Below are 18074 nucleotides of genomic sequence, written 5' to 3' on the forward strand. Positions count from 1 at the left end.
CTCATATGATCAAGCCCCGCCCGGCCGAACCGGGCGTCCGCCCTAAAAAAACCCTCGCAGGCGCGCTAGCGCGTTGTGCGGGATGACAACGGTCATTGAAGGAGACGAAACATGGCAGTCCGCGTCGGAATCAACGGTTTTGGCCGCATCGGCCGCAACATCCTGCGGGCCATCGCCGAGTCCGGCCGCAAGGACATCGAGGTCGTCGGCATCAACGACCTCGGCCCGGTCGAGACCAACGCCCATCTGCTTCGCTTCGACAGCGTCCATGGCCGCTTCCCCGGCACCGTGACCGTCGATGGCGACACGATCAGCCTCGGCGGCAACAAGATCAAGGTGACCGCCGAGCGCGATCCCTCGAAGCTGCCCTGGAAGGATCTCGGCATCGACATCGCGATGGAATGCACCGGCATCTTCACCTCGAAGGACAAGGCCTCCGCGCATCTGACCGCCGGCGCCAAGCGCGTTCTCGTTTCTGCGCCCGCCGACGGCGCCGACGCCACCATCGTCTTCGGCGTCAACCACGACACGCTGACCCGGGAACATCTGGTCGTCTCCAACGGCTCCTGCACCACCAACTGTCTTGCGCCGATCGCCAAGGTGCTGAACGACCTCGTCGGCATCGAGACCGGCTTCATGACCACGATCCACGCCTATACCGGCGACCAGCCGACGCTCGACACCATGCACAAGGATCTCTATCGCGGCCGTGCGGCTGCGATGTCGATGATCCCGACCTCGACCGGCGCCGCCAAGGCGATCGGCCTCGTGCTGCCGGAACTGAAGGGCAAGCTCGACGGCGTCGCGATCCGCGTGCCGACCCCGAACGTCTCGGTCGTCGACCTCAAGATCGTGGCCAAGCGCGCCACCGATCCGAAGGAAATCAACGAGGCGATGAAGCGTGCCTCCGAGCAGCAGCTCAAGGGCATCCTCGGCTACACCACCGCGCCGAACGTCTCGATCGACTTCAACCACGACCCGCACTCCTCGACGTTCCACATGGACCAGACCAAGGTGCAGAACGGCACGCTGGTGCGCGTGATGTCCTGGTACGACAACGAGTGGGGCTTCTCGAATCGCATGGCGGACACCGCCGTCGCGATGGCGAAGGTGATCTAACTCCGCTCTCGTGTCCCGGACGCGATGCAGCGTGAAGCGCTGCGTCGCAGAGCCGGGGCCCATTCAACCGCGGGACTCGCCGCAATTTGGGTCCCGGTTCTGCACGGCGGCACTACGCGCCGCGGTGCGCCCGGGACAAGGGCCTCCGATGACCAACAAATTCCGCACCCTCGACGACGTCGACGTGAAGGGCAAACGCGTCCTGCTGCGCGTCGATCTCAACGTGCCCATGGAGAACGGTCGCGTCAGCGACGCGACCCGGCTCGAGCGCGTCGCGCCGACCATCACCGAAATCTCCGACAAGGGCGGCAAGGTCATCCTGCTCGCGCATTTCGGCCGGCCGAAAGGGCGCGATGGCAAGGACTCGCTCAAGCCCGTTGCCGAGGCGCTGTCGAAGGTCGTGAAGAAGCCCGTAGGCTTCGCCGACGACTGCATCGGCGAGCCCGCGGCCAAGGCCGTGGCGGCGCTGAACGACGGCGACATCCTCTGTCTGGAAAACACCCGCTTCCACAAAGAGGAAGAGAAGAACGATCCGGCCTTTGTCGCGGAGCTCGCAAAACTCGGCGACATCTGGGTCAATGACGCGTTCTCGGCCGCGCACCGCGCCCACGCCTCGACCGAAGGCCTCGGCCACAAGCTACCCGCCTATGCCGGCCGCACCATGCAGGCCGAACTGGTCGCGCTGGAGAAGGCGCTGGGCTCACCGACCAAGCCCGTCATCGCGATCATCGGCGGCGCCAAGGTCTCGACCAAGATCGACCTGCTCGAAAACCTCGTGACCAAGGTCGACGCGCTCGTGATCGGCGGCGGCATGGCCAACACCTTCCTGCACGCCCAGGGCGTCGGCATCGGCAAGTCGCTGGCCGAGAAGGATCTCGCCGCGACCGCGCTGCGCATCATGGAAAAGGCGGAAGCCGCCAACTGCGCCATCATCCTGCCGGTCGATGCCACCGTCGCCTATCATTTCGCGGCCAACGCGCCGTCGCACGCCTATGGCCTCGACGCGATCCCGGCCGACGGCATGATCCTCGACGTCGGTCCGCAGTCGATCGCACGTGTCCACGCCGCGATCGACGATGCGGCGACACTGGTCTGGAACGGACCGCTCGGTGCCTTCGAGATGCAGCCGTTCGACCGCGGCACGATGTCCGCCGCCAAGCACGCCGCCGAGCGCACCAAGGCCAAGAAGCTGATCTCGATAGCGGGCGGCGGCGACACCGTCGCGGCCCTCAACCAGGCCCATGTGGCCGGTCAGTTCACCTATGTCTCGACCGCCGGTGGCGCATTTCTTGAATGGATGGAAGGCAAGCCCCTGCCCGGCGTCGAAGTTCTGCGCACCAAGTAATCGGTCGGCAAGTCGTAGCCGCCTTCAAGCAGTGGCCTTGCAGGCCCAAACGGGAGAAAAACACAGATGGCTCGGATCACGTTGCGTCAATTGCTCGACCATGCGGCGGAGAACGATTACGGCGTCCCGGCCTTCAACATCAACAACATGGAGCAGGCGCTGGCGATCATGGACGCGGCCAACCAGGTCGACGCGCCCGTCATCATCCAGGCTTCGCGCGGTGCGCGCTCCTACGCCAACGACGTCATGCTCAAGCACATGATGGACGCGGTGACCGAGATCTATCCGCACATTCCGGTCTGCGTGCATCTCGACCACGGCAACGAGCCGGCAACCTGCATGACCGCGATCCAGGCCGGCTTCACCTCGGTCATGATGGACGGCTCGCTCAAGGCTGACGGCAAGACCCCCGGCGACTGGGGCTACAATGTCGGCGTCACCAAGACCGTGACCGACATGGCCCATCTCGGCGGCATCTCGGTCGAGGGCGAACTCGGCGTGCTCGGCTCGCTCGAAACCGGCATGGGCGACAAGGAAGACGGCCACGGCGCCGAGGGCAAGCTCAGCCACGACCAGCTCCTGACCAATCCGGATGAAGCCGTGAAGTTCGTCCAGGAGACCCAGGTCGACGCGCTCGCGATCGCGATGGGGACGTCTCACGGTGCTTACAAATTCACCCGCAAGCCCGACGGCGACATCCTCGCCATGAACGTGATCGAGGAGATCCACCGCAAGCTGCCGAACATGCATCTCGTCATGCACGGCTCCTCGTCGGTGCCGCAGGACCTCCAGGACATCATCAACGCCTATGGCGGCAAGATGAAGCCGACCTGGGGCGTGCCTGTCGCCGAGATCCAGCGCGGCATCAAGAACGGCGTGCGCAAGATCAACATCGACACCGACAACCGCATGGCGATGACCGGGCAGATCCGGAAAGTGCTCAAGGACAATCCGGAAGAGTTCGATCCGCGCAAATACCTGAAGCCCGCGATGGAAGCGATGACCAAGCTGTGCAAGCAGCGGCTCCAGGAATTCAATACCGCAGGCCAAGCCTCCAAGATCAAGAAGGTGCTGACCACGGCCGAGATGGCCAAGCGCTACGCCAAGGGCGAGCTCGCCCCGAAGGTGGCGTAAAGCTGCTCTATCCTCCTCCTCTCCCCGCCCTTCGCGGGGAGAGGGTTGGGGTGAGGGGCTCTCTCCGCAGATGAGATGACTGCGGGACCTGTACCCCCTCACCCGGATCGCAAGGGCGATCCGACCTCTCCCCGCAGGCGGGGAGAGGTGAACAAGCCCTCCCCCTTACCCTGCGACGAACGTTAACTCGGCATTTGCCCGAGAACGGTCTATTTTCACCGGCAAGGGCAGAATCGTTTTGGGAGGACATCTCGATGAATCTGACTGAGCTCAACAGGATCGCGACCGCTCTGGTCGCGCCCGGCAAGGGCATCCTTGCCGCCGACGAATCCTCCGGCACCATCAAGAAGCGTTTCGACGCGATCGGCGTGGAATCGACCGAGGAGAACCGCCGCGACTATCGCGAGATGCTGTTCCGCTCGAACGAAGCCATGAGCCGGTACATCTCCGGCGTCATCCTCTATGACGAGACGATCTGGCAGAACGCAAAGGACGGCACGCCCCTGGTCAAGCTGATCGAACAGACCGGCGCCATTCCCGGCATCAAGGTCGACGAAGGCACGCAACCCCTGCCGATGTGCCCGGGAGAGCTCGTCACCGTCGGGCTCGACAAGCTCGCCGAGCGCTTGAAGAAATATTACGAGCGCGGCGCGCGCTTCGCCAAATGGCGCGCGGTGATCGATATCGGCAGCGGCATCCCCTCAATGACCGCGATCAGCGTCAACGCCCACGCGCTGGCGCGCTATGCAGCGCTGTGCCAGGCCGCGCAGATCGTGCCGATCGTCGAGCCCGAAGTGTTGATGGACGGCGATCACGACATCGATCGCTGCTATGAGGTGACGAGCCGTGTGCTCAACAAGACGTTTCAGGAATTGCGCGTGCAGCGCGTCGCGCTCGAGGGCATGGTGCTGAAGCCGAACATGGCCATCTCCGGCAAAAAATGCCCGAAGCAGGCTTCCATCGAGGAGGTCGCGGAGAAGACGATACGGCTGCTTAGGGCGTGCGTGCCCGCGGCGGTACCCGGCATCGCCTTCCTCTCCGGCGGCCAGTCGGATGAAGAGGCAACGGCGCATCTCAACTCCATGCACAAGCGCGGGCCCCTGCCCTGGGGCCTGACCTTCTCCTACGGTCGCGCACTGCAGGCCGCGCCGCAGAAGGCCTGGTCGGGCAAAGCCGAGAACGTCGCGGCCGGACAAAGCGCATTCAGTCACCGCGCGCGAATGAATGGCCTCGCCTCCAAAGGCGAATGGCAAAGCAGCCTGGAACAGAAAGCGGCCTAGATCTTGTCGAACAAATCTCCTCCGCCGCGCCCGGCGCCGCGCCTTTATCTCGCGACGCCTGTCGTCGACGATCCCGCTTCGCTTCTCACGGAGCTGCCCGGTCTGCTCGCCGCCGCCGACGTCGCGGCCGTGCTGCTGCGCCTGAAGGAGACCGATCAGCGCACCATGATCTCCCGGATCAAGGCGCTAGCGCCGCCGGTTCAGAAAGCGGGCGCCGCGCTGCTCGTCGACGACCATCCTGAGCTCGTCGCACGCGGCGGCGCCGACGGTGCGCACCTGCCCGGCATCGCCGCGCTGAAAGAGGCGCTGCCATCGCTCAAGCCCGATCGCATCGCCGGCGTCGGCGGGCTGACGACGCGGCACCATTCCATGGATGCGGGCGAGATCGGCGCCGATTACGTCTTGTTCGGCGAGCCCGACGCAAAGGGCCAGCGGCCGTCGTCGCAAGCGATCGCCGAACGGCTGGACTGGTGGGCCGAGCTGTTCGAGCCGCCCTGCGTCGGCTTTGCCCTGTCGTTGGAGGAGGCCCGCGAATTCGCCGCCAGCGGCGCCGATTTCGTGCTGGTGGACGACTTGATCTGGGCCGATCCGCGCGGACCCAAGGCCGCGCTGGTCGAGATCGACGCTGCGATCAAGAATGCTCATGCGACGGCGCTTGCGGGCCAAAATCCTGCGGGTCAGGAGCACGGCTAGCGCCCGTCATGAAGCTCCCGCGCATCACCATCCTGGCCACGCTGCTGCTCACAGTGCCCGCGGCCGCGCAGCTCCAGATCACGCCGCCCGTGGCAACGCCAAGCCCTTCGGCCGAGAAAACCAAGGACAAGCCGAAGGCCACGCCGCACACCATCACCAAGAAGAAGGAAGCGGCGCCGGCAACCAAATCCTCGGCGTCGCCCAAACCTTCAGCCTCCCCAAAGCAGGCTCCTGCCGCGACCGTGATCCCTGCGCCTCCGACCGACAATCCCAACGTCGATCTGGTGTACGGCGCCTATCAGCGCGGCCAGTACAAGACCGCCTTCGAACTCGCCACCGCCCGTGCCGAAACCGGCGATGCCAAGGCGATGACCATGCTGGGTGAGCTCTATTCCAATGCCATGGGAATCCGGCGCGACTACGCCAAGGCGCTGCAATGGTACAAGCGCGCCTCCGACGCCGGCGACCGCGAGGCGATGTTCGCGCTCGCTATGCTCAGAATGTCCGGCCGCGGCGGCCCGGTCGACAAAAACGAGGCGGTCAAGCTGATGGCGTCCGCCGCCAAGCTCGGCGAGCCCAAGGCGGCCTATAACCTCGCGCTGCTCTATCTCGACGGCCAGACCCTGCCGCAGGACGTCAAGCGCTCCGCCGAGCTGCTGCGCCAGGCGGCTGATGCCGGCCTGCCCGAGGCGCAATACGCGCTCGCGACCTTCTACAAGGAAGGCACCGGCGTGCCGAAGGATTTGGAACGGGCGGTGCGTCTGCTCCAGGTCGCCACGCTGACCGACAATGTCGATGCCGAGGTCGAATACGCCATCGCGCTGTTCAACGGCACCGGCACGCCGAAGAACCAGCCGGCGGCCGTAGCCCTGCTCCGCAAGGCCTCCCGCCAGGGCAGCGCGATCGCGCAGAACCGGCTGGCCTGGGTGCTGATCAACGGCATGGGCACGGCCGTGGACAAGGTCGAGGGCTTCAAATGGCATCTGGTGGCCAAGACCGCCGGCAAGGGCGATCCGGAGCTGGACAAGCAATTGTCGGATTTGCCGGCCGAGGACCGGGCCAAGGCCGAGGCCGCCGCCAGGAAATGGCTCGGGGCCAAATGACTTGACGTTGAGGCCCCCGCAGGGCACCCCATCCCTCAAACAGGTGCGATTTCGCGCCATTTCCCCCGATCAAGACCGGAAGCTCATGCTGTATTCCGCAACTATCAACGTCATGGTCAAGGCCGCGCGCCGCGCCGGCCGCAGCCTCAAGCGCGATCTCGGCGAGATCGAGCATCTCCAGGTCTCGCTGAAGGGGCCGGCGAATTTCGTCTCGCTGGCCGACAAGCGCGCCGAGGAGATCCTCTACCAGGACCTCGCCAAGGCGCGGCCCGGTTACGGCTTCATCGGCGAGGAAGGCGGCACGCGCGAGGGCTCCGACAAGAGCCACACCTGGATCGTCGATCCGCTCGACGGCACCACCAACTTCCTGCACGGCATCCCGCAATTCGCGATCTCGATCGGGCTTTCGCGCGAAGGCACGATCATCGCCGGCGTGATCTACAATCCCGCCAATGACGAGCTCTACATTGCCGAGCGCGGCAAGGGCGCCTTCCTCAACGACCAGCGCCTGCGCGTGGCCGGCCGCCGCCAGCTCAACGAATGCGTGGTGGCCTGCGGCCTGCCCCATATCGGCCGCGGCGACCACGAGGAATTCCGCCGCGAGATGACCGCGATGCAAGAGCGCGTCGCCGGCCTGCGCCGCTTCGGCGCCGCCTCCCTCGACCTCGCCTTCGTCGCGGCGGGCCGCCTCGACGGCTATTGGGAGCGCAATTTGCAATCCTGGGACATCGCGGCAGGCATGATCATGCTGCGCGAGGCCGGCGGCACGATCACCGACATCGACACGCCGGGCGATGCCCTGGTGACGGGCAATGTCGTGTGCGGGAATGAGTTCGTGCACGGGGAATTGGCGAAGATTTTGCGGAAGTAGGCCGCAGTAGCACGACAGCTCGATCTACGACGGTTAAGAATCGTCGTCCTCGTCGGATTCCTCGTCGTCCTCGTCGTCGCGATATTCACCGCCGATGGTCAGGCCCTCGATCGCCGTGGCGCCCTTCGACTTGATCACCCGGCGGAGCGGGACCGAACTCTCGCTTCGCAGCGCGTCCATCAACTGTTCCGAATGGGTGACGATCCAGATGTCGGCGCGGCGTGATGCCTTGGCGATGAGCCGGGCCAGCGGCGCCAGCAGCGACGGATGCAGGCTGGTCTCGGGTTCGTTCAGCGCAATGAACGGCGGCAGCCGATAGCCCATGAACACCGCGAGCAGGCAGATGTATTTCAGCGTCCCATCGGATAGTTCATGCGCCCTGAACGGCCGCGGCATATCCGGCAATTGCAGATCGAATTCACACCTGCCATTTTCTTCCCATGCGCGGAGTTCGGCATCCGGGAATGCATCCTGTATCGCGTCCTGCAGGTCGTTGGCGTCTTCCCGAATGACATAGAGGGTCGCCAGGGTGGCCGCCAAATCGATTCCATCGGCGCTGAGCGAGGGCGTCGCGATCGCGAGACAAGGCTTTCGTATCGGTGACGCCGGATCAGTGCGGAAGTCATGATAGAATCGCCAGCCCAGCATCGCATTTCTGATCAGGTCGATTTCCGGACATTGCTTGCCATCGGAAAAAGCCGCAAGCGCGGTCTCTGACGGCAGCACCGCATCCTTGTGAGCGTTCCAGGCGCCGCTCTCGCCACGGACGCTGATGAGCGAATTGATCCGCTCCATCAGCTTGACCGTGCGTTTGCCGCGTGTCGTTTCGATCGTTTCAGCCTTGATCATCGGCTCGCCGGAAAACGCGGCCTGAAGCGGGCTCGGAAACCCGAGCTCGATGGAATACCTCATGCTGTCGAATGTGGCCGACAGCCGCAGCCGCCCGTCTTCGCCCTTTTTGCGAATGCCGGACCAGCAGACCGAATTCAATCCGCCTTCATCGGCGATCGTGCGGGTGATTTGACCGGTCGCCGCGTCGCGCAGCAGCGACAAGGACTTGTAGAGATTGGATTTGCCGACGCCATTTTCACCGACAAACACCGACAAGGGATGGATGGGTATGGAGAGCCGCCGAATGGAGCGATAGTTCGAGATCGCAATTTCGGTCGGACGCATGACGTGCTCTCGATCGGCGGGATGCCAGGGTATTCGCGGCGTGGTGCGAATACGTTGTTCAATCCAGGGATGCAGTCTGGATTGAGGCCTCCGAGAAATCAAGCCGAGGGATCCGGCGTTCAGTCAGGGCAATCGCATATGGTGCACGAGGACCACGCGGCTTGCTCCGCCTCTCCCGCTTGCGGGAGAGGCCGACGCGCCCCGGGCGATGCGAAGCATCGTCCCGCGCGCGGCGGGTGAGGGCTCTCACCACACGGGGGCATCCTCCGCAATTCTCGACAATCCCGACGCGGAGACACCCCCACCCCAACCCTCCCCCGCAAGCGGGAGAGGGAGCCCACTGCCGATGCCGCCGCACGTGCGCGCCATATGCGATTTCCCGGCCGTTCAGTGGCCGGCCCTTGCCGGCGCGGGCGGCCCATACATCTCGGCCTCCTTCGCCACCTTCTCCCGATCCCCGCCCAGCACGCGTTGCACCGAGACGAAGAACACCGGGACCATCAGCAGCGCCAGGATCACCACCGCGATCATGCCGCCCATCACGATGCTGCCGAGTGCCTGCTGGCTGGCGCCGCCGGCGCCATGGGCGATGGCCATCGGCAGCACGCCGCAGATGAAGGCGAGGCCGGTCATCAGGATCGGGCGGAAGCGCAGGCGGCAGGCCTCGATGGTGGCGTCCACCAGCGGCTTGCCTTCTTTCCGCAGATCCTTGGCGAACTCGATGATGAGAATCGCGTCCTTGGCCGCAAGGCCAATGATGGTGATCAGACCGACGGTGAAATAGACGTCGTTGGGCAGGCCGCGCAGCATCGCCGCGACCACCGCGCCGACGATGCCGAGCGGCACGGTGAGCAGCACCGCGAGCGGAATGGTCCAGCTCTCGTAAAGGGCGGCCAGGCACAGGAACACCACGAACACCGAGAGCCCGAGCAGGAACGGCGCCTGCGAACCCGACAGTTTCTCCTGGAGCGACTGCCCGGTCCATTCATAGCCGAAGCCGCGCGGCAGCTTGCCTGCGAGCCGTTCCATCTCGGCGATGGCATCGCCCGAGGTGAAGCCGGGTTTCGCCTCGCCCGAGATGCGCACCGCCGGATAATAATTGAAGCCGGCGATCTGCGTCGGTCCGCGCGCCCATTCCACGGTGGCAAAGGACGAGAATGGCACCAGCTGGCCGCGGCTGTTCTTGACGTTGTAGTTGAGGATGTCCTCGGTGCGCATGCGGTCGCGGGCATCGGCCTGCACCACGACGCGCTGCATGCGGCCGCGGTTCGGGAAGTCGTTGATGTAGTTCGAGCCGAGATTGGTCGAGATCGTGTTGTTGATGTCCTCGAAGGTGACGCCGAAGGCGCCGGCCTTTTCTCGGTCGATCACGAGATTGACCACGCCCGCCTCGGGCAGGCCTTCGACATAGACCTTCTGAAGCACAGCGCTTGCATTGGCCTCCGCGATCAACTGATCGGCGGCGCGCATCAAGGCCGGATAGCCCTTCTGGCCGCGGTCCTGGAGCCGGAACGAGAAGCCCGAGGAATTGCCGAGATTGTCGATCGGCGGCGGCTGCAGCGCGGAGATTTTTGCGTCGCGGATCGACGACGACAGATCGCGGTTGATGTCGGCAACGATCGCCGCTGCCGAATCCTTCGGCCCGCGCTCCGACCAGTCCTTCAAGGTGATGAAGGCCTGCGCGGTGTTCATGCCCTGGCCGGAGAAGCTGAAGCCGGTAAGAAAGGTGACGTTATCGACGCCCGGCCGTTGCGCCAAATATTTTTCCACTTTCTCGATCACCGCCTCGGTCCGGCCATAGGACGAATCCGACGGCGTCTGCACGTCGGTGGTGACGAAGCCCTGGTCGTCGACGGGGAGGAAGCCGCCGGGCAGATTGACGAAGGCCCAGGACAGGCCGGCGAGCAGCGCGACATAGACCAGCATCAAGCGGCCGGTGCGCTTCAGCGAGAAACCGACGGTGCGGGAATAGCCCTCCTTGCCGCCCTCGAGCATCCGGTTGAACCAGCCGAACACGCCCTTCTTGGCGTGACCGTGGCCGGCAGCGACGGGCTTGAGCAGCGTCGCACACAGCGCCGGCGTCAGCGACAGTGCCAGGAAGGCGGAGAAGCCGATCGCGGCGACCATGGTCACGGAGAACTGGCGGTAGATGATGCCGACTGAGCCCGGGAAGAACGCCATCGGCACGAACACGGCCATCAATACCAGCGTGATGCCGATGATGGCGCCGGTGATCTGCGACATCGCTTTGCGCGTCGCTTCCTTCGGCGGTAGCCCCTCCTCGGCCATGATGCGCTCGACGTTCTCGACCACGACGATGGCATCGTCGACCAGGATGCCGACCGCGAGCACCATGCCGAACATCGAGAGCATGTTGATGGAGTAGCCGGCGAGCAGCAGCGTGGTACAGGCGCCCAGCAGCGCTACCGGCACCACGATGGTCGGAATGATGGTGTAGCGGATGTTCTGCAGAAACAGGAACATCACCACAAACACCAGCACGATGGCTTCGACCAGCGTCGACAGCACCTTCTTGATCGAGGCCTCGACCACGGGCGTGATGTTGTAGGGAATCTCGTAGCCGATATTGGCCGGGAAGAAGCGCGACAGCTCCTTCATCTTCTCTTCGACGGCGCTCGCGGTCGCCAGCGCATTACCGGTCGGCGACATCAGCACGGAGAGGCCGGCGGTCGGCTTGCCGTCGAGACGGGTGTTGAACTGGTAGCTCAGGCCGCCGACCTCGATGCGCGCGACATCGCGCAGCCGCACGGTCGAGCCGTCGGCATTGGCGCGCAGGATGATGGTGCCGAATTCATCCGGGGACGAGAGCTGGCCCTTGACCAGCACCAGCGCGGAGGTGCGCTGGGTCGAGGTCGACGGTTCGGCGCCGATGCTGCCGGAAGCGACCTGCGCGTTCTGCGCGGCAATGGCCTTGTTGACGTCGTCGGCGGTCAGGCCATAGCCGACCAGCTTGGCCGGATCGACCCAGACGCGCAGGCTGCGTTCGGTCGAATACAGCGTGGCGCGGCCGACGCCGGGGATGCGGCGGATCTCGCCGAGCACGTTACGGATCATGAAGTCGCCCAGCCCGACCTCGTCCAGGCTGCCGTCGGTCGAGTTCAGCGTGATGATCTGGAGCACCGCGCTGGAGGCTTCCTCGATCAGAATGCCCTGCTGGATCACCGCGCGCGGCAGCCGCGCCTCGACGCGCTTGATGCGGTTCTGCACCTCGACCGAGGCGGCGCTGGTATCGGTGCCCGGCACGAAATTGGCGATGATCTCAACCTGGCCGAGCGAGTCGCTGGTGGATTCGAAATTGAGGATGCCGGAGGCGCCGTTGAGCTCCTCCTCGATCAGCCGCGTGACGCTGTTGTAGAGGTTTTCGGGCGAGGCGCCGGGATAGCTGGTCGAGATCGAAATCGAGGGCGGCGCAATGATCGGATACTGCGCGATCGGCAACAGCGGAATCGAAATTGCGCCGACCAGACAGATGAACAGCGCGACCACCCAGGCGAAGATCGGCCTGTCAATGAAGAAGCTCGCCATTACCGCTTTTAACCTCGTTGTTTCACTAGTCCCTCATGGTGAGGAGCGCGAAGCGCGTCTCGAACCATGAAGGCCCGGCTCTCGCCCGTGGCCATCCTTCGAGACGCCCGCTTTGCGGGCTCCTCAGGATGAGGGATCAAGACAGTCGCGACGCCCGAACGTTACCGCATCAGCTTCTGGGCGTGCCGGTTATCGGCAGTCGCATCCGCTTCCGACCAGGATTGCGGCTTGACCTTGTCGCCGGCGGCGAACTTCTGGAAGCCTTCGACCACGACCTTGTCGCCGGCCTTCAAGCCGTCGGTGACGAACCAGATTCCGTCCTGCACCGAACCGGTGCGCACCGGCTGCACTGCGATGCGATTGTCGTCCTTGACGACGAACACCTCGCTGCCGCCGCCGCCATTGCGCTGGATCGCCTGCTGCGGCACCGCGATCGCGTCGCTATCGAGACCCTGGTCGATGCGGACGCGGACATACATGCCCGGCAGCAATTCGCGTTTGGGATTGCGGAACTCACCGCGCAAGGTCACCTGACCGGTATTGGCGTCGACCTTGGCATCCGAAAACAGCAACTTGCCGTCGAGCGAGTAGAGCGTGTTGTCGTCGAGCACGAGATGCACCTTGGCGGCGTCAGGCGCGATGCGCTCGAGGTCACCGCTCTCGAAGGCGCGGCGGAGCTGGTTGAGCTCGTTCACCGACTGGGTGAAATCCGCATAGATCGGATCGAGCTGCTGGATCGTGGCCAGATTGGTCTCGTTCTGGACCGCGAGCGCGCCCTCGCTGACCAGGGCAGCACCGACGACGCCGTCGATCGGCGCGCGTACGGTGGCATAGTCGAGATTGAGCTTGGCGCGCGCGAGATCGGCCTTGCGGCCCTCGACCTCGGCATGAGCCTGGCGCTCGGCCGCGATCGCCTTCTCGTTCTCGGCTTCGGGCGCGGCGCGCTGGCTGGTGAGCGTGGCGATGCGGCGCGCCTGCTGCTGCGACTGCATCAACGCGGCCTCGGCCTTGGCGACCGCGGCATCGTTGGCCATCACCTCGACCTCGAACGGACGCGGATCGATACGGTACAGCGGATCACCGGCCTTCACCTCGCTGCCCTGTCGGAACAGACGCTCGACCACGATGCCGGACACGCGCGGCCGCACGTCGGAGACGCGCGTCGGCGCAATGCGGCCCGGCAGCTCGCGCACAACGGCGCGCGGCTGCGGCTTGACGATGACGATGCTGACGTCGGGATCGTTGGGCTGGGCGGCTGAAATGGCGGAGCTGGATTCGTCGCAGCCTGCCAATAGCGGCGTAAAGGCCGCGAGCATCATTGCAACGCATGCCGATCGCGCGCGAAGTCCTGACATGAAGTTAAGTGCCCCGATATTGTTGAAACTGATCACGCTGCGCGGGGCCTGTTCTCGGCGATTCCGCGCTGGCGATGCCGCCAAAATAGAGGGGACGTGCTGCGACGCAACGCACCTTGCGGGCGGCCCAATGTCACACGGTCTATGGTGCTGACTTCAGTGCGCTTTTCGCGCCTCACCCGATTGTGAGTCCGGTTCCACCGCCGCATGCTGCGACGGAACATCGCAATTACGCCGCCGCCCTCATCCGGTAGTGGCTGACGCCCCATTCGTTGCCATCGGCATAGCCGAACAGGCCCGAGGTCGCGAGAAAGAACCAGCGCCAGCGTCGCATCCGCAGGCCGGTCTCCTCGCCATGGACGTTGCGCAAGGCCGCCTCGATGGCATCGCGATGCGTGTCGAAATTGGCGAGCCAGTCGTTGGCGGTGCGCTGATAATGCGTGCCGCTCCAGCACCATTCCTTCTCCACGGTGAAGATATCGTCGAATTGCCTGACGAGGTGATGGCTCGGCATCAGCCCGCCCGTGGAGACGCGCTGCGCGATCCAGTCGTCGCGATCGGCCCGGTCGAACAGGTGAGAGCCGGAGCGATGGGCGACGATGTGCATGAAGAACCGCCCCTCCGGCGCGAGCCACGCGCGCAGGCGCGTCATCAGCTTGCGCCAGTTCATCACATGCTCGAACATCTCGACCGAGACGATGCGGTCGAATTGCCCATCGGGCGCGAACACGTTGATGTCCGCGCAGATCACGCGCAGGTTGAGGAGACCGCGCAGCCGCGCCTCTTCCTCGATATGGGCGCGCTGCGCCTGTGAGCTCGACACCGCGGTGACCTTGGCGTGCGGAAACTGCCGCGCCATCCACAGCGACAGCGAGCCCCAGCCGCAGCCGAGCTCGAGGATGGTCTGGCCGTCGGCGAGAGCGGCATGCTCGGCGGTCTGGCGCAGCGCCTCCTCCTCGGCCTCCCGCAAGGTGGTCGCGCCGGTCTTGTAGAAGCAGCAGGAGTATTTGCGGTTGGGACCGAGCACCTTCGCAAAGAACGAAGCTGGCACCCCCTCGTGCCCGGCATCCGCGTCCTCGGCGATCGGCCGCAGCATCATCCGCCCGGCGAAGGCGGCATCATCCGCCCCGCCCAGCGCGGACAGCCGCGTCACCGTGCGCGAGCACAGGCGCTGGATCGCCGCGCGGATCACGACATCAGGCAAAGGCACCCGTTCGGCAGTCCCGATGATCGCGGACACGACGCTCATGCGACGACTCCGTCTTTGGGCGGCAGATCTTGGACGGCAAGTCTTGGGCGCCAAGGGGAAAAGTGCGAACTGAACCTGTGGAATGCCGACGATTTGGAAAGTATGTCCTTACCAAAGCCCGGTTTCAGCGTTGGGTTCCCCAGCTCTCCCCGAAATCGGCGCATCCGGCGCTTTTTTTGGGCGGGCGCTGTGCCATAGTGCGCCCCGCAAGCAAGTTAACGGATGATACCGGCCATGCCGCCAGGCGCCTCGCCCCGCTCCTCCCTCGACATCGAATATACCAAGCTATCCTCGCCCAGCGTCTTCCTGGTGCGGATGCTGGTCTTCCTGGTGCTCTGCACCCTGGTGGGGGTGGTGCTCTACAAGCAGATCATCCAGGCCTTCTTCGCCAATCCCGGGCTCAATGCGCTGATCGGCGGCGTGCTGTTCATCGGCATCATCCTGGCCTTCCGCCAGGTGATCCGGCTGTATCCCGAAGTGTCCTGGGTCAACAATTTCCGCATCGCCGACCCCGGCCTTGCGCCCGCCCGCCACCCCAAGCTGCTGGCGCCGATGGCGATGATCCTCGGCGGCGAGCGCACCGGGCGGATGTCGATCACCCAGACCACCATGCGGCACCTGCTCGATTCGATCGCGACCCGCCTCGACGAAGCCCGCGACATCTCCCGCTACATGACCGGGCTTCTGGTCTTCTTGGGACTGCTCGGCACCTTCTGGGGCCTGATCGAGACGGTCGGCTCGGTCGGCAAGGTAATCGACGGGCTCAAGGTCGGGGGCGATTCCGGCGCCCTGTTCGACACGCTGAAGGAGGGGCTGGCCGCCCCGCTCGGCGGCATGGGCATCTCGTTCTCGAGCTCGCTGTTCGGTCTCGCCGGCTCGCTGATCCTGGGCTTCCTCGACCTGCAATCGAGCCAGGCGCAGAACCGTTTCTACACCGATCTCGAAGACTGGCTTGCCACCACCGTCCGCGAATATGGCAGCGGCGAAGTGGCGGTCGCCGCCGGTGGCGGCGGCATTGCCAGCGGCGAGCTTCAGGCCGTCGTCGAGCGCTTGCGCACGGTGCTCGAGGAAGGCAGCGGCAGCCGCGGCACCACCGCGGCGATGGCAAGCCTCGCCGAAGCCATCCAGGCGCTGGTCTCGCATATGCGGACCGAGCAGCAGATGATCCGCGAATGGGCCGACGGCCAGGGCGAGCAGAACCGCGAGATCCGGCGCCTGCTGGAGCGCATCGCGCGTCAGCCCGAGAAGGGTTAGCGACATGGCACTGGCGCGCGGCCGTCGCGGCGATACCTCCTTCAACTATTGGCCCGGCTTCGTCGACGCGCTGTCGACGCTGGTGCTGTCGATCGTGTTCCTGCTGTCGGTGTTCCTGGTGGTGCAGTTCTTCCTCTCGCAGGAGGTCACGGGCAAGGACAAGGCGCTGGAGCTGCTCAACGCCAAGATCGCGCAGCTCAACGAGCTGCTGTCGCTGGAGAAGCTCGGCAAGCTCACGCTGGACGACCAGGTCTCGTCGCTGAAAGCCGGCCTCGCCTCGGCCGAGAGCGAGCGCGACCGCATCAAGGGCCTCTATGAGGGGCTGGCCGCCGCGGGCAATGACGCGCAAGGCAAATCCTCCGAGCTCGGCAAGGCGCTGGACTCCGAGAAAGCGGTTTCGGCCCGCGCGCTGGCGCAGATCGAGGTGCTGAACCAGCAGATCAGCGCGCTGCGGCGGCAATTGGCGGCGCTGGAAGAAGCGCTCGACGTCTCCGAGAAGCGCGACAAGGAATCGCAAAACCGAATTGCCGATCTGGGCTCTCGCCTGAATGTCGCCCTGGCGCAGCGCGTGCAGGAATTGTCGCGCTACCGCTCGGAATTCTTCGGCCGCCTGCGCGCCATCCTCGGCAACCGCCCCGACATCCGCATCGTCGGCGACCGCTTCGTATTCCAGTCCGAAGTGTTCTTCGACACCGGACAGGCGGTGCTGCTGCCCGAAGGCCGCGCCGAGCTCGACACTTTGGCGACCGCGCTGATCGACCTCGACAAGAAGATCCCGAACGAGATCCCCTGGGTGCTGCGCGTCGACGGCCACACCGACGTGCGCCCGGTGAACGGTCCGAACTTCAAGTCGAACTGGGACCTCTCGGCCGCCCGCTCGATCTCGGTGGTGCAGTACCTGATCTCGCTCGGCGTGCCCGCCCAGCGCCTCGTCGCCGCCGGCTTCGGCGAATTCCAGCCGCTCGACACCGCCAACACCGAGGAAGCCTACAAGCGCAACCGCCGCATCGAGCTGAAGCTGACGGAGCGGTAGTGAGCGCCCTCCACCTTCGTCTCTACCGACCCGAGGACGAGGCCGCCTCGATCGACCTCTGGCATCGCACCTGGCAGCAGGCCTATCCGCAGATCGACTTCGCCACGCGCCTGGACTGGTGGCGCGAACGCTGGCGTAGGGACCTGGTGCCGAAAGCCTCCATCGTGGTCGCGGAGCAGGACGGCGCGCTGACCGGCTTCGTCACCATCGACGGCGACGGCTATCTCGACCAGCTCGTGGTCGATCCCGCGCATTGGGGCTCGGACGCGGCGCGGCTGCTGGTCGACGAGGCCAAGCGCCTGTCGCCGACAGGCGTGACGCTGCTCGTCAACAAGGACAACAGCCGCGCCATCCGCTTCTACGAGCGCAACGGCTTTGCCCATGCCGGCGACGAGGTGAACCCGACCTCGGGCCGGCCGGTGCTGAAGATGGAGTGGCAACCTTAGATTCTGGGGCGCGTGACGCCCGTCACGCCGGGATCCCGGGACGTCGGCTAGTCGTTGTGTCCGGAAGTTGCGCCGGCAAGCGGATGGAGATGACCGATGAAACTGAGCGATCTGGCCAAGGGATCTTCGGTCCTGCTCGGCGTCATCGTCGCCGGATATGTCTCGACGAGCTATGTCGACCAACGCCTCGCCACGCCGGTCAAGACGACGAGTGCTCCGACGCATGGCCTTGAGCCATCGGCCTGCGTTGATGAGGACGGGAGCTGGAAGAATTGGCCGTGGCCGAATGTGCCGGCGCTGTCGCCGAAGTGTCGATGAGCGGCGCTGTCGCGTAACTCGCCGCGAGGCGCTCTCGGCTCAAGCGGAGCTCAAGATCGAAATGCCAGCTTTCAGCCTGGCGGAGCGCGCGGTGGCTGTCTTCGCGGAGCCGGATCGACTCATCGATCGCTCGCTGCGCCCGCTCCAAAAGC

The 18074-nt window shown here is 65.1% G+C and carries 15 protein-coding genes; 11 read left to right on the plus strand and 4 right to left on the minus strand.

Going from position 1 to position 18074, the window contains the following annotated elements; translation table 11 throughout:
* Positions 1-111 precede the first annotated feature (111 nt).
* From gap to FXB41_RS19475, 7 genes are all read left to right on the plus strand, one after another.
* The gene (gap, locus tag FXB41_RS19445) at positions 112-1119 is read left to right on the plus strand and encodes a type I glyceraldehyde-3-phosphate dehydrogenase (RefSeq protein WP_007599946.1); all 1008 of its coding nucleotides are present in this window, start codon (positions 112-114) and stop codon (positions 1117-1119) included.
* Positions 1120-1267: 148 nt separating this feature from the next.
* Positions 1268-2464, plus strand: coding sequence for a phosphoglycerate kinase (locus FXB41_RS19450; protein WP_007599944.1), 1197 nt, complete (start codon positions 1268-1270; stop codon positions 2462-2464).
* A 66-nt stretch (positions 2465-2530) separates the two neighbouring features.
* Positions 2531-3598, plus strand: coding sequence for a class II fructose-bisphosphate aldolase (gene fba, locus FXB41_RS19455; protein WP_007599942.1), 1068 nt, complete (start codon positions 2531-2533; stop codon positions 3596-3598).
* Positions 3599-3852: 254 nt separating this feature from the next.
* Positions 3853-4878, plus strand: coding sequence for a class I fructose-bisphosphate aldolase (locus FXB41_RS19460; protein WP_219682874.1), 1026 nt, complete (start codon positions 3853-3855; stop codon positions 4876-4878).
* 3 nt (positions 4879-4881) lie between these two features.
* Positions 4882-5571, plus strand: coding sequence for a thiamine phosphate synthase (locus tag FXB41_RS19465; RefSeq protein WP_219682875.1), 690 nt, complete (start codon positions 4882-4884; stop codon positions 5569-5571).
* 8 nt (positions 5572-5579) lie between these two features.
* A complete protein-coding gene (locus FXB41_RS19470; protein WP_219682876.1) occupies positions 5580-6674 on the plus strand; it encodes a tetratricopeptide repeat protein in 1095 nt (364 codons plus the stop codon).
* A gap of 85 nt (positions 6675-6759) precedes the next feature.
* A complete protein-coding gene (locus FXB41_RS19475) occupies positions 6760-7545 on the plus strand; it encodes an inositol monophosphatase family protein (protein ID WP_007599929.1) in 786 nt (261 codons plus the stop codon).
* Positions 7546-7578: 33 nt separating this feature from the next.
* On the opposite strand, the gene FXB41_RS19480 is transcribed toward FXB41_RS19475, so the two are convergent.
* From FXB41_RS19480 to FXB41_RS19495, 4 genes are all read right to left on the minus strand, one after another.
* Positions 7579-8721, minus strand: a complete 1143-nt coding sequence (locus FXB41_RS19480) for an AAA family ATPase (RefSeq protein ID WP_219682877.1) — start codon at positions 8719-8721, stop codon at positions 7579-7581.
* Between the two features lie 387 nt (positions 8722-9108).
* Positions 9109-12267: a multidrug efflux RND transporter permease subunit gene (locus FXB41_RS19485; protein ID WP_007599927.1), complete on the minus strand. Its 3159-nt coding sequence runs from the start codon at positions 12265-12267 to the stop codon at positions 9109-9111.
* Positions 12268-12428: 161 nt separating this feature from the next.
* Positions 12429-13622: an efflux RND transporter periplasmic adaptor subunit gene (locus FXB41_RS19490; RefSeq protein WP_088941393.1), complete on the minus strand. Its 1194-nt coding sequence runs from the start codon at positions 13620-13622 to the stop codon at positions 12429-12431.
* 229 nt (positions 13623-13851) lie between these two features.
* Positions 13852-14871 (minus strand): SAM-dependent methyltransferase, encoded by a 1020-nt coding sequence (locus FXB41_RS19495; RefSeq protein WP_007599916.1) that lies wholly within the window; start codon positions 14869-14871, stop codon positions 13852-13854.
* A gap of 234 nt (positions 14872-15105) precedes the next feature.
* Here FXB41_RS19495 and FXB41_RS19500 point away from each other — a divergent pair, with 234 nt between their 5' ends.
* The 4 genes from FXB41_RS19500 (at position 15106) to FXB41_RS19515 (ending at position 17922) form a co-directional block, all read left to right on the plus strand.
* Positions 15106-16125 carry a hypothetical protein gene (locus FXB41_RS19500; RefSeq protein ID WP_007599915.1) on the plus strand — a complete coding sequence of 340 codons (1020 nt, stop codon included), beginning with the start codon at positions 15106-15108 and terminating at the stop codon, positions 16123-16125.
* Positions 16126-16129: 4 nt separating this feature from the next.
* A complete protein-coding gene (locus FXB41_RS19505; protein WP_007599914.1) occupies positions 16130-17158 on the plus strand; it encodes a peptidoglycan -binding protein in 1029 nt (342 codons plus the stop codon).
* Positions 17158-17604 (plus strand): GNAT family N-acetyltransferase, encoded by a 447-nt coding sequence (locus tag FXB41_RS19510; RefSeq protein ID WP_007599913.1) that lies wholly within the window; start codon positions 17158-17160, stop codon positions 17602-17604. The genes FXB41_RS19505 and FXB41_RS19510 overlap by 1 nt, the downstream gene beginning before the upstream one ends.
* 96 nt (positions 17605-17700) lie before the next feature.
* Positions 17701-17922, plus strand: coding sequence for a hypothetical protein (locus FXB41_RS19515; RefSeq protein WP_007599912.1), 222 nt, complete (start codon positions 17701-17703; stop codon positions 17920-17922).
* Positions 17923-18074 lie beyond the last annotated feature (152 nt).

The organism is Bradyrhizobium canariense, from assembly GCF_019402665.1.
Lineage (GTDB): Bacteria > Pseudomonadota > Alphaproteobacteria > Rhizobiales > Xanthobacteraceae > Bradyrhizobium > Bradyrhizobium canariense.

Excerpts from the sequence above, each read along its gene's own strand:
- fba (WP_007599942.1), top strand. The coding sequence starts at position 2,531 with ATGGCTCGGATCACGTTGCGTCAATTGCTCGACCATGCGGCGGAGAAC.
- FXB41_RS19495 (WP_007599916.1), bottom strand. The coding sequence starts at position 14,871 with ATGAGCGTCGTGTCCGCGATCATCGGGACTGCCGAACGGGTGCCTTTG.
- FXB41_RS19480 (WP_219682877.1), bottom strand. The coding sequence starts at position 8,721 with ATGCGTCCGACCGAAATTGCGATCTCGAACTATCGCTCCATTCGGCGG.
- FXB41_RS19490 (WP_088941393.1), bottom strand. The coding sequence starts at position 13,622 with ATGTCAGGACTTCGCGCGCGATCGGCATGCGTTGCAATGATGCTCGCG.
- FXB41_RS19450 (WP_007599944.1), top strand. The coding sequence starts at position 1,268 with ATGACCAACAAATTCCGCACCCTCGACGACGTCGACGTGAAGGGCAAA.
- FXB41_RS19515 (WP_007599912.1), top strand. The coding sequence starts at position 17,701 with ATGAAACTGAGCGATCTGGCCAAGGGATCTTCGGTCCTGCTCGGCGTC.
- FXB41_RS19500 (WP_007599915.1), top strand. The coding sequence starts at position 15,106 with ATGCCGCCAGGCGCCTCGCCCCGCTCCTCCCTCGACATCGAATATACC.
- FXB41_RS19475 (WP_007599929.1), top strand. The coding sequence starts at position 6,760 with ATGCTGTATTCCGCAACTATCAACGTCATGGTCAAGGCCGCGCGCCGC.
- FXB41_RS19460 (WP_219682874.1), top strand. The coding sequence starts at position 3,853 with ATGAATCTGACTGAGCTCAACAGGATCGCGACCGCTCTGGTCGCGCCC.
- gap (WP_007599946.1), top strand. The coding sequence starts at position 112 with ATGGCAGTCCGCGTCGGAATCAACGGTTTTGGCCGCATCGGCCGCAAC.
- FXB41_RS19505 (WP_007599914.1), top strand. The coding sequence starts at position 16,130 with ATGGCACTGGCGCGCGGCCGTCGCGGCGATACCTCCTTCAACTATTGG.
- FXB41_RS19485 (WP_007599927.1), bottom strand. The coding sequence starts at position 12,267 with ATGGCGAGCTTCTTCATTGACAGGCCGATCTTCGCCTGGGTGGTCGCG.
- FXB41_RS19470 (WP_219682876.1), top strand. The coding sequence starts at position 5,580 with ATGAAGCTCCCGCGCATCACCATCCTGGCCACGCTGCTGCTCACAGTG.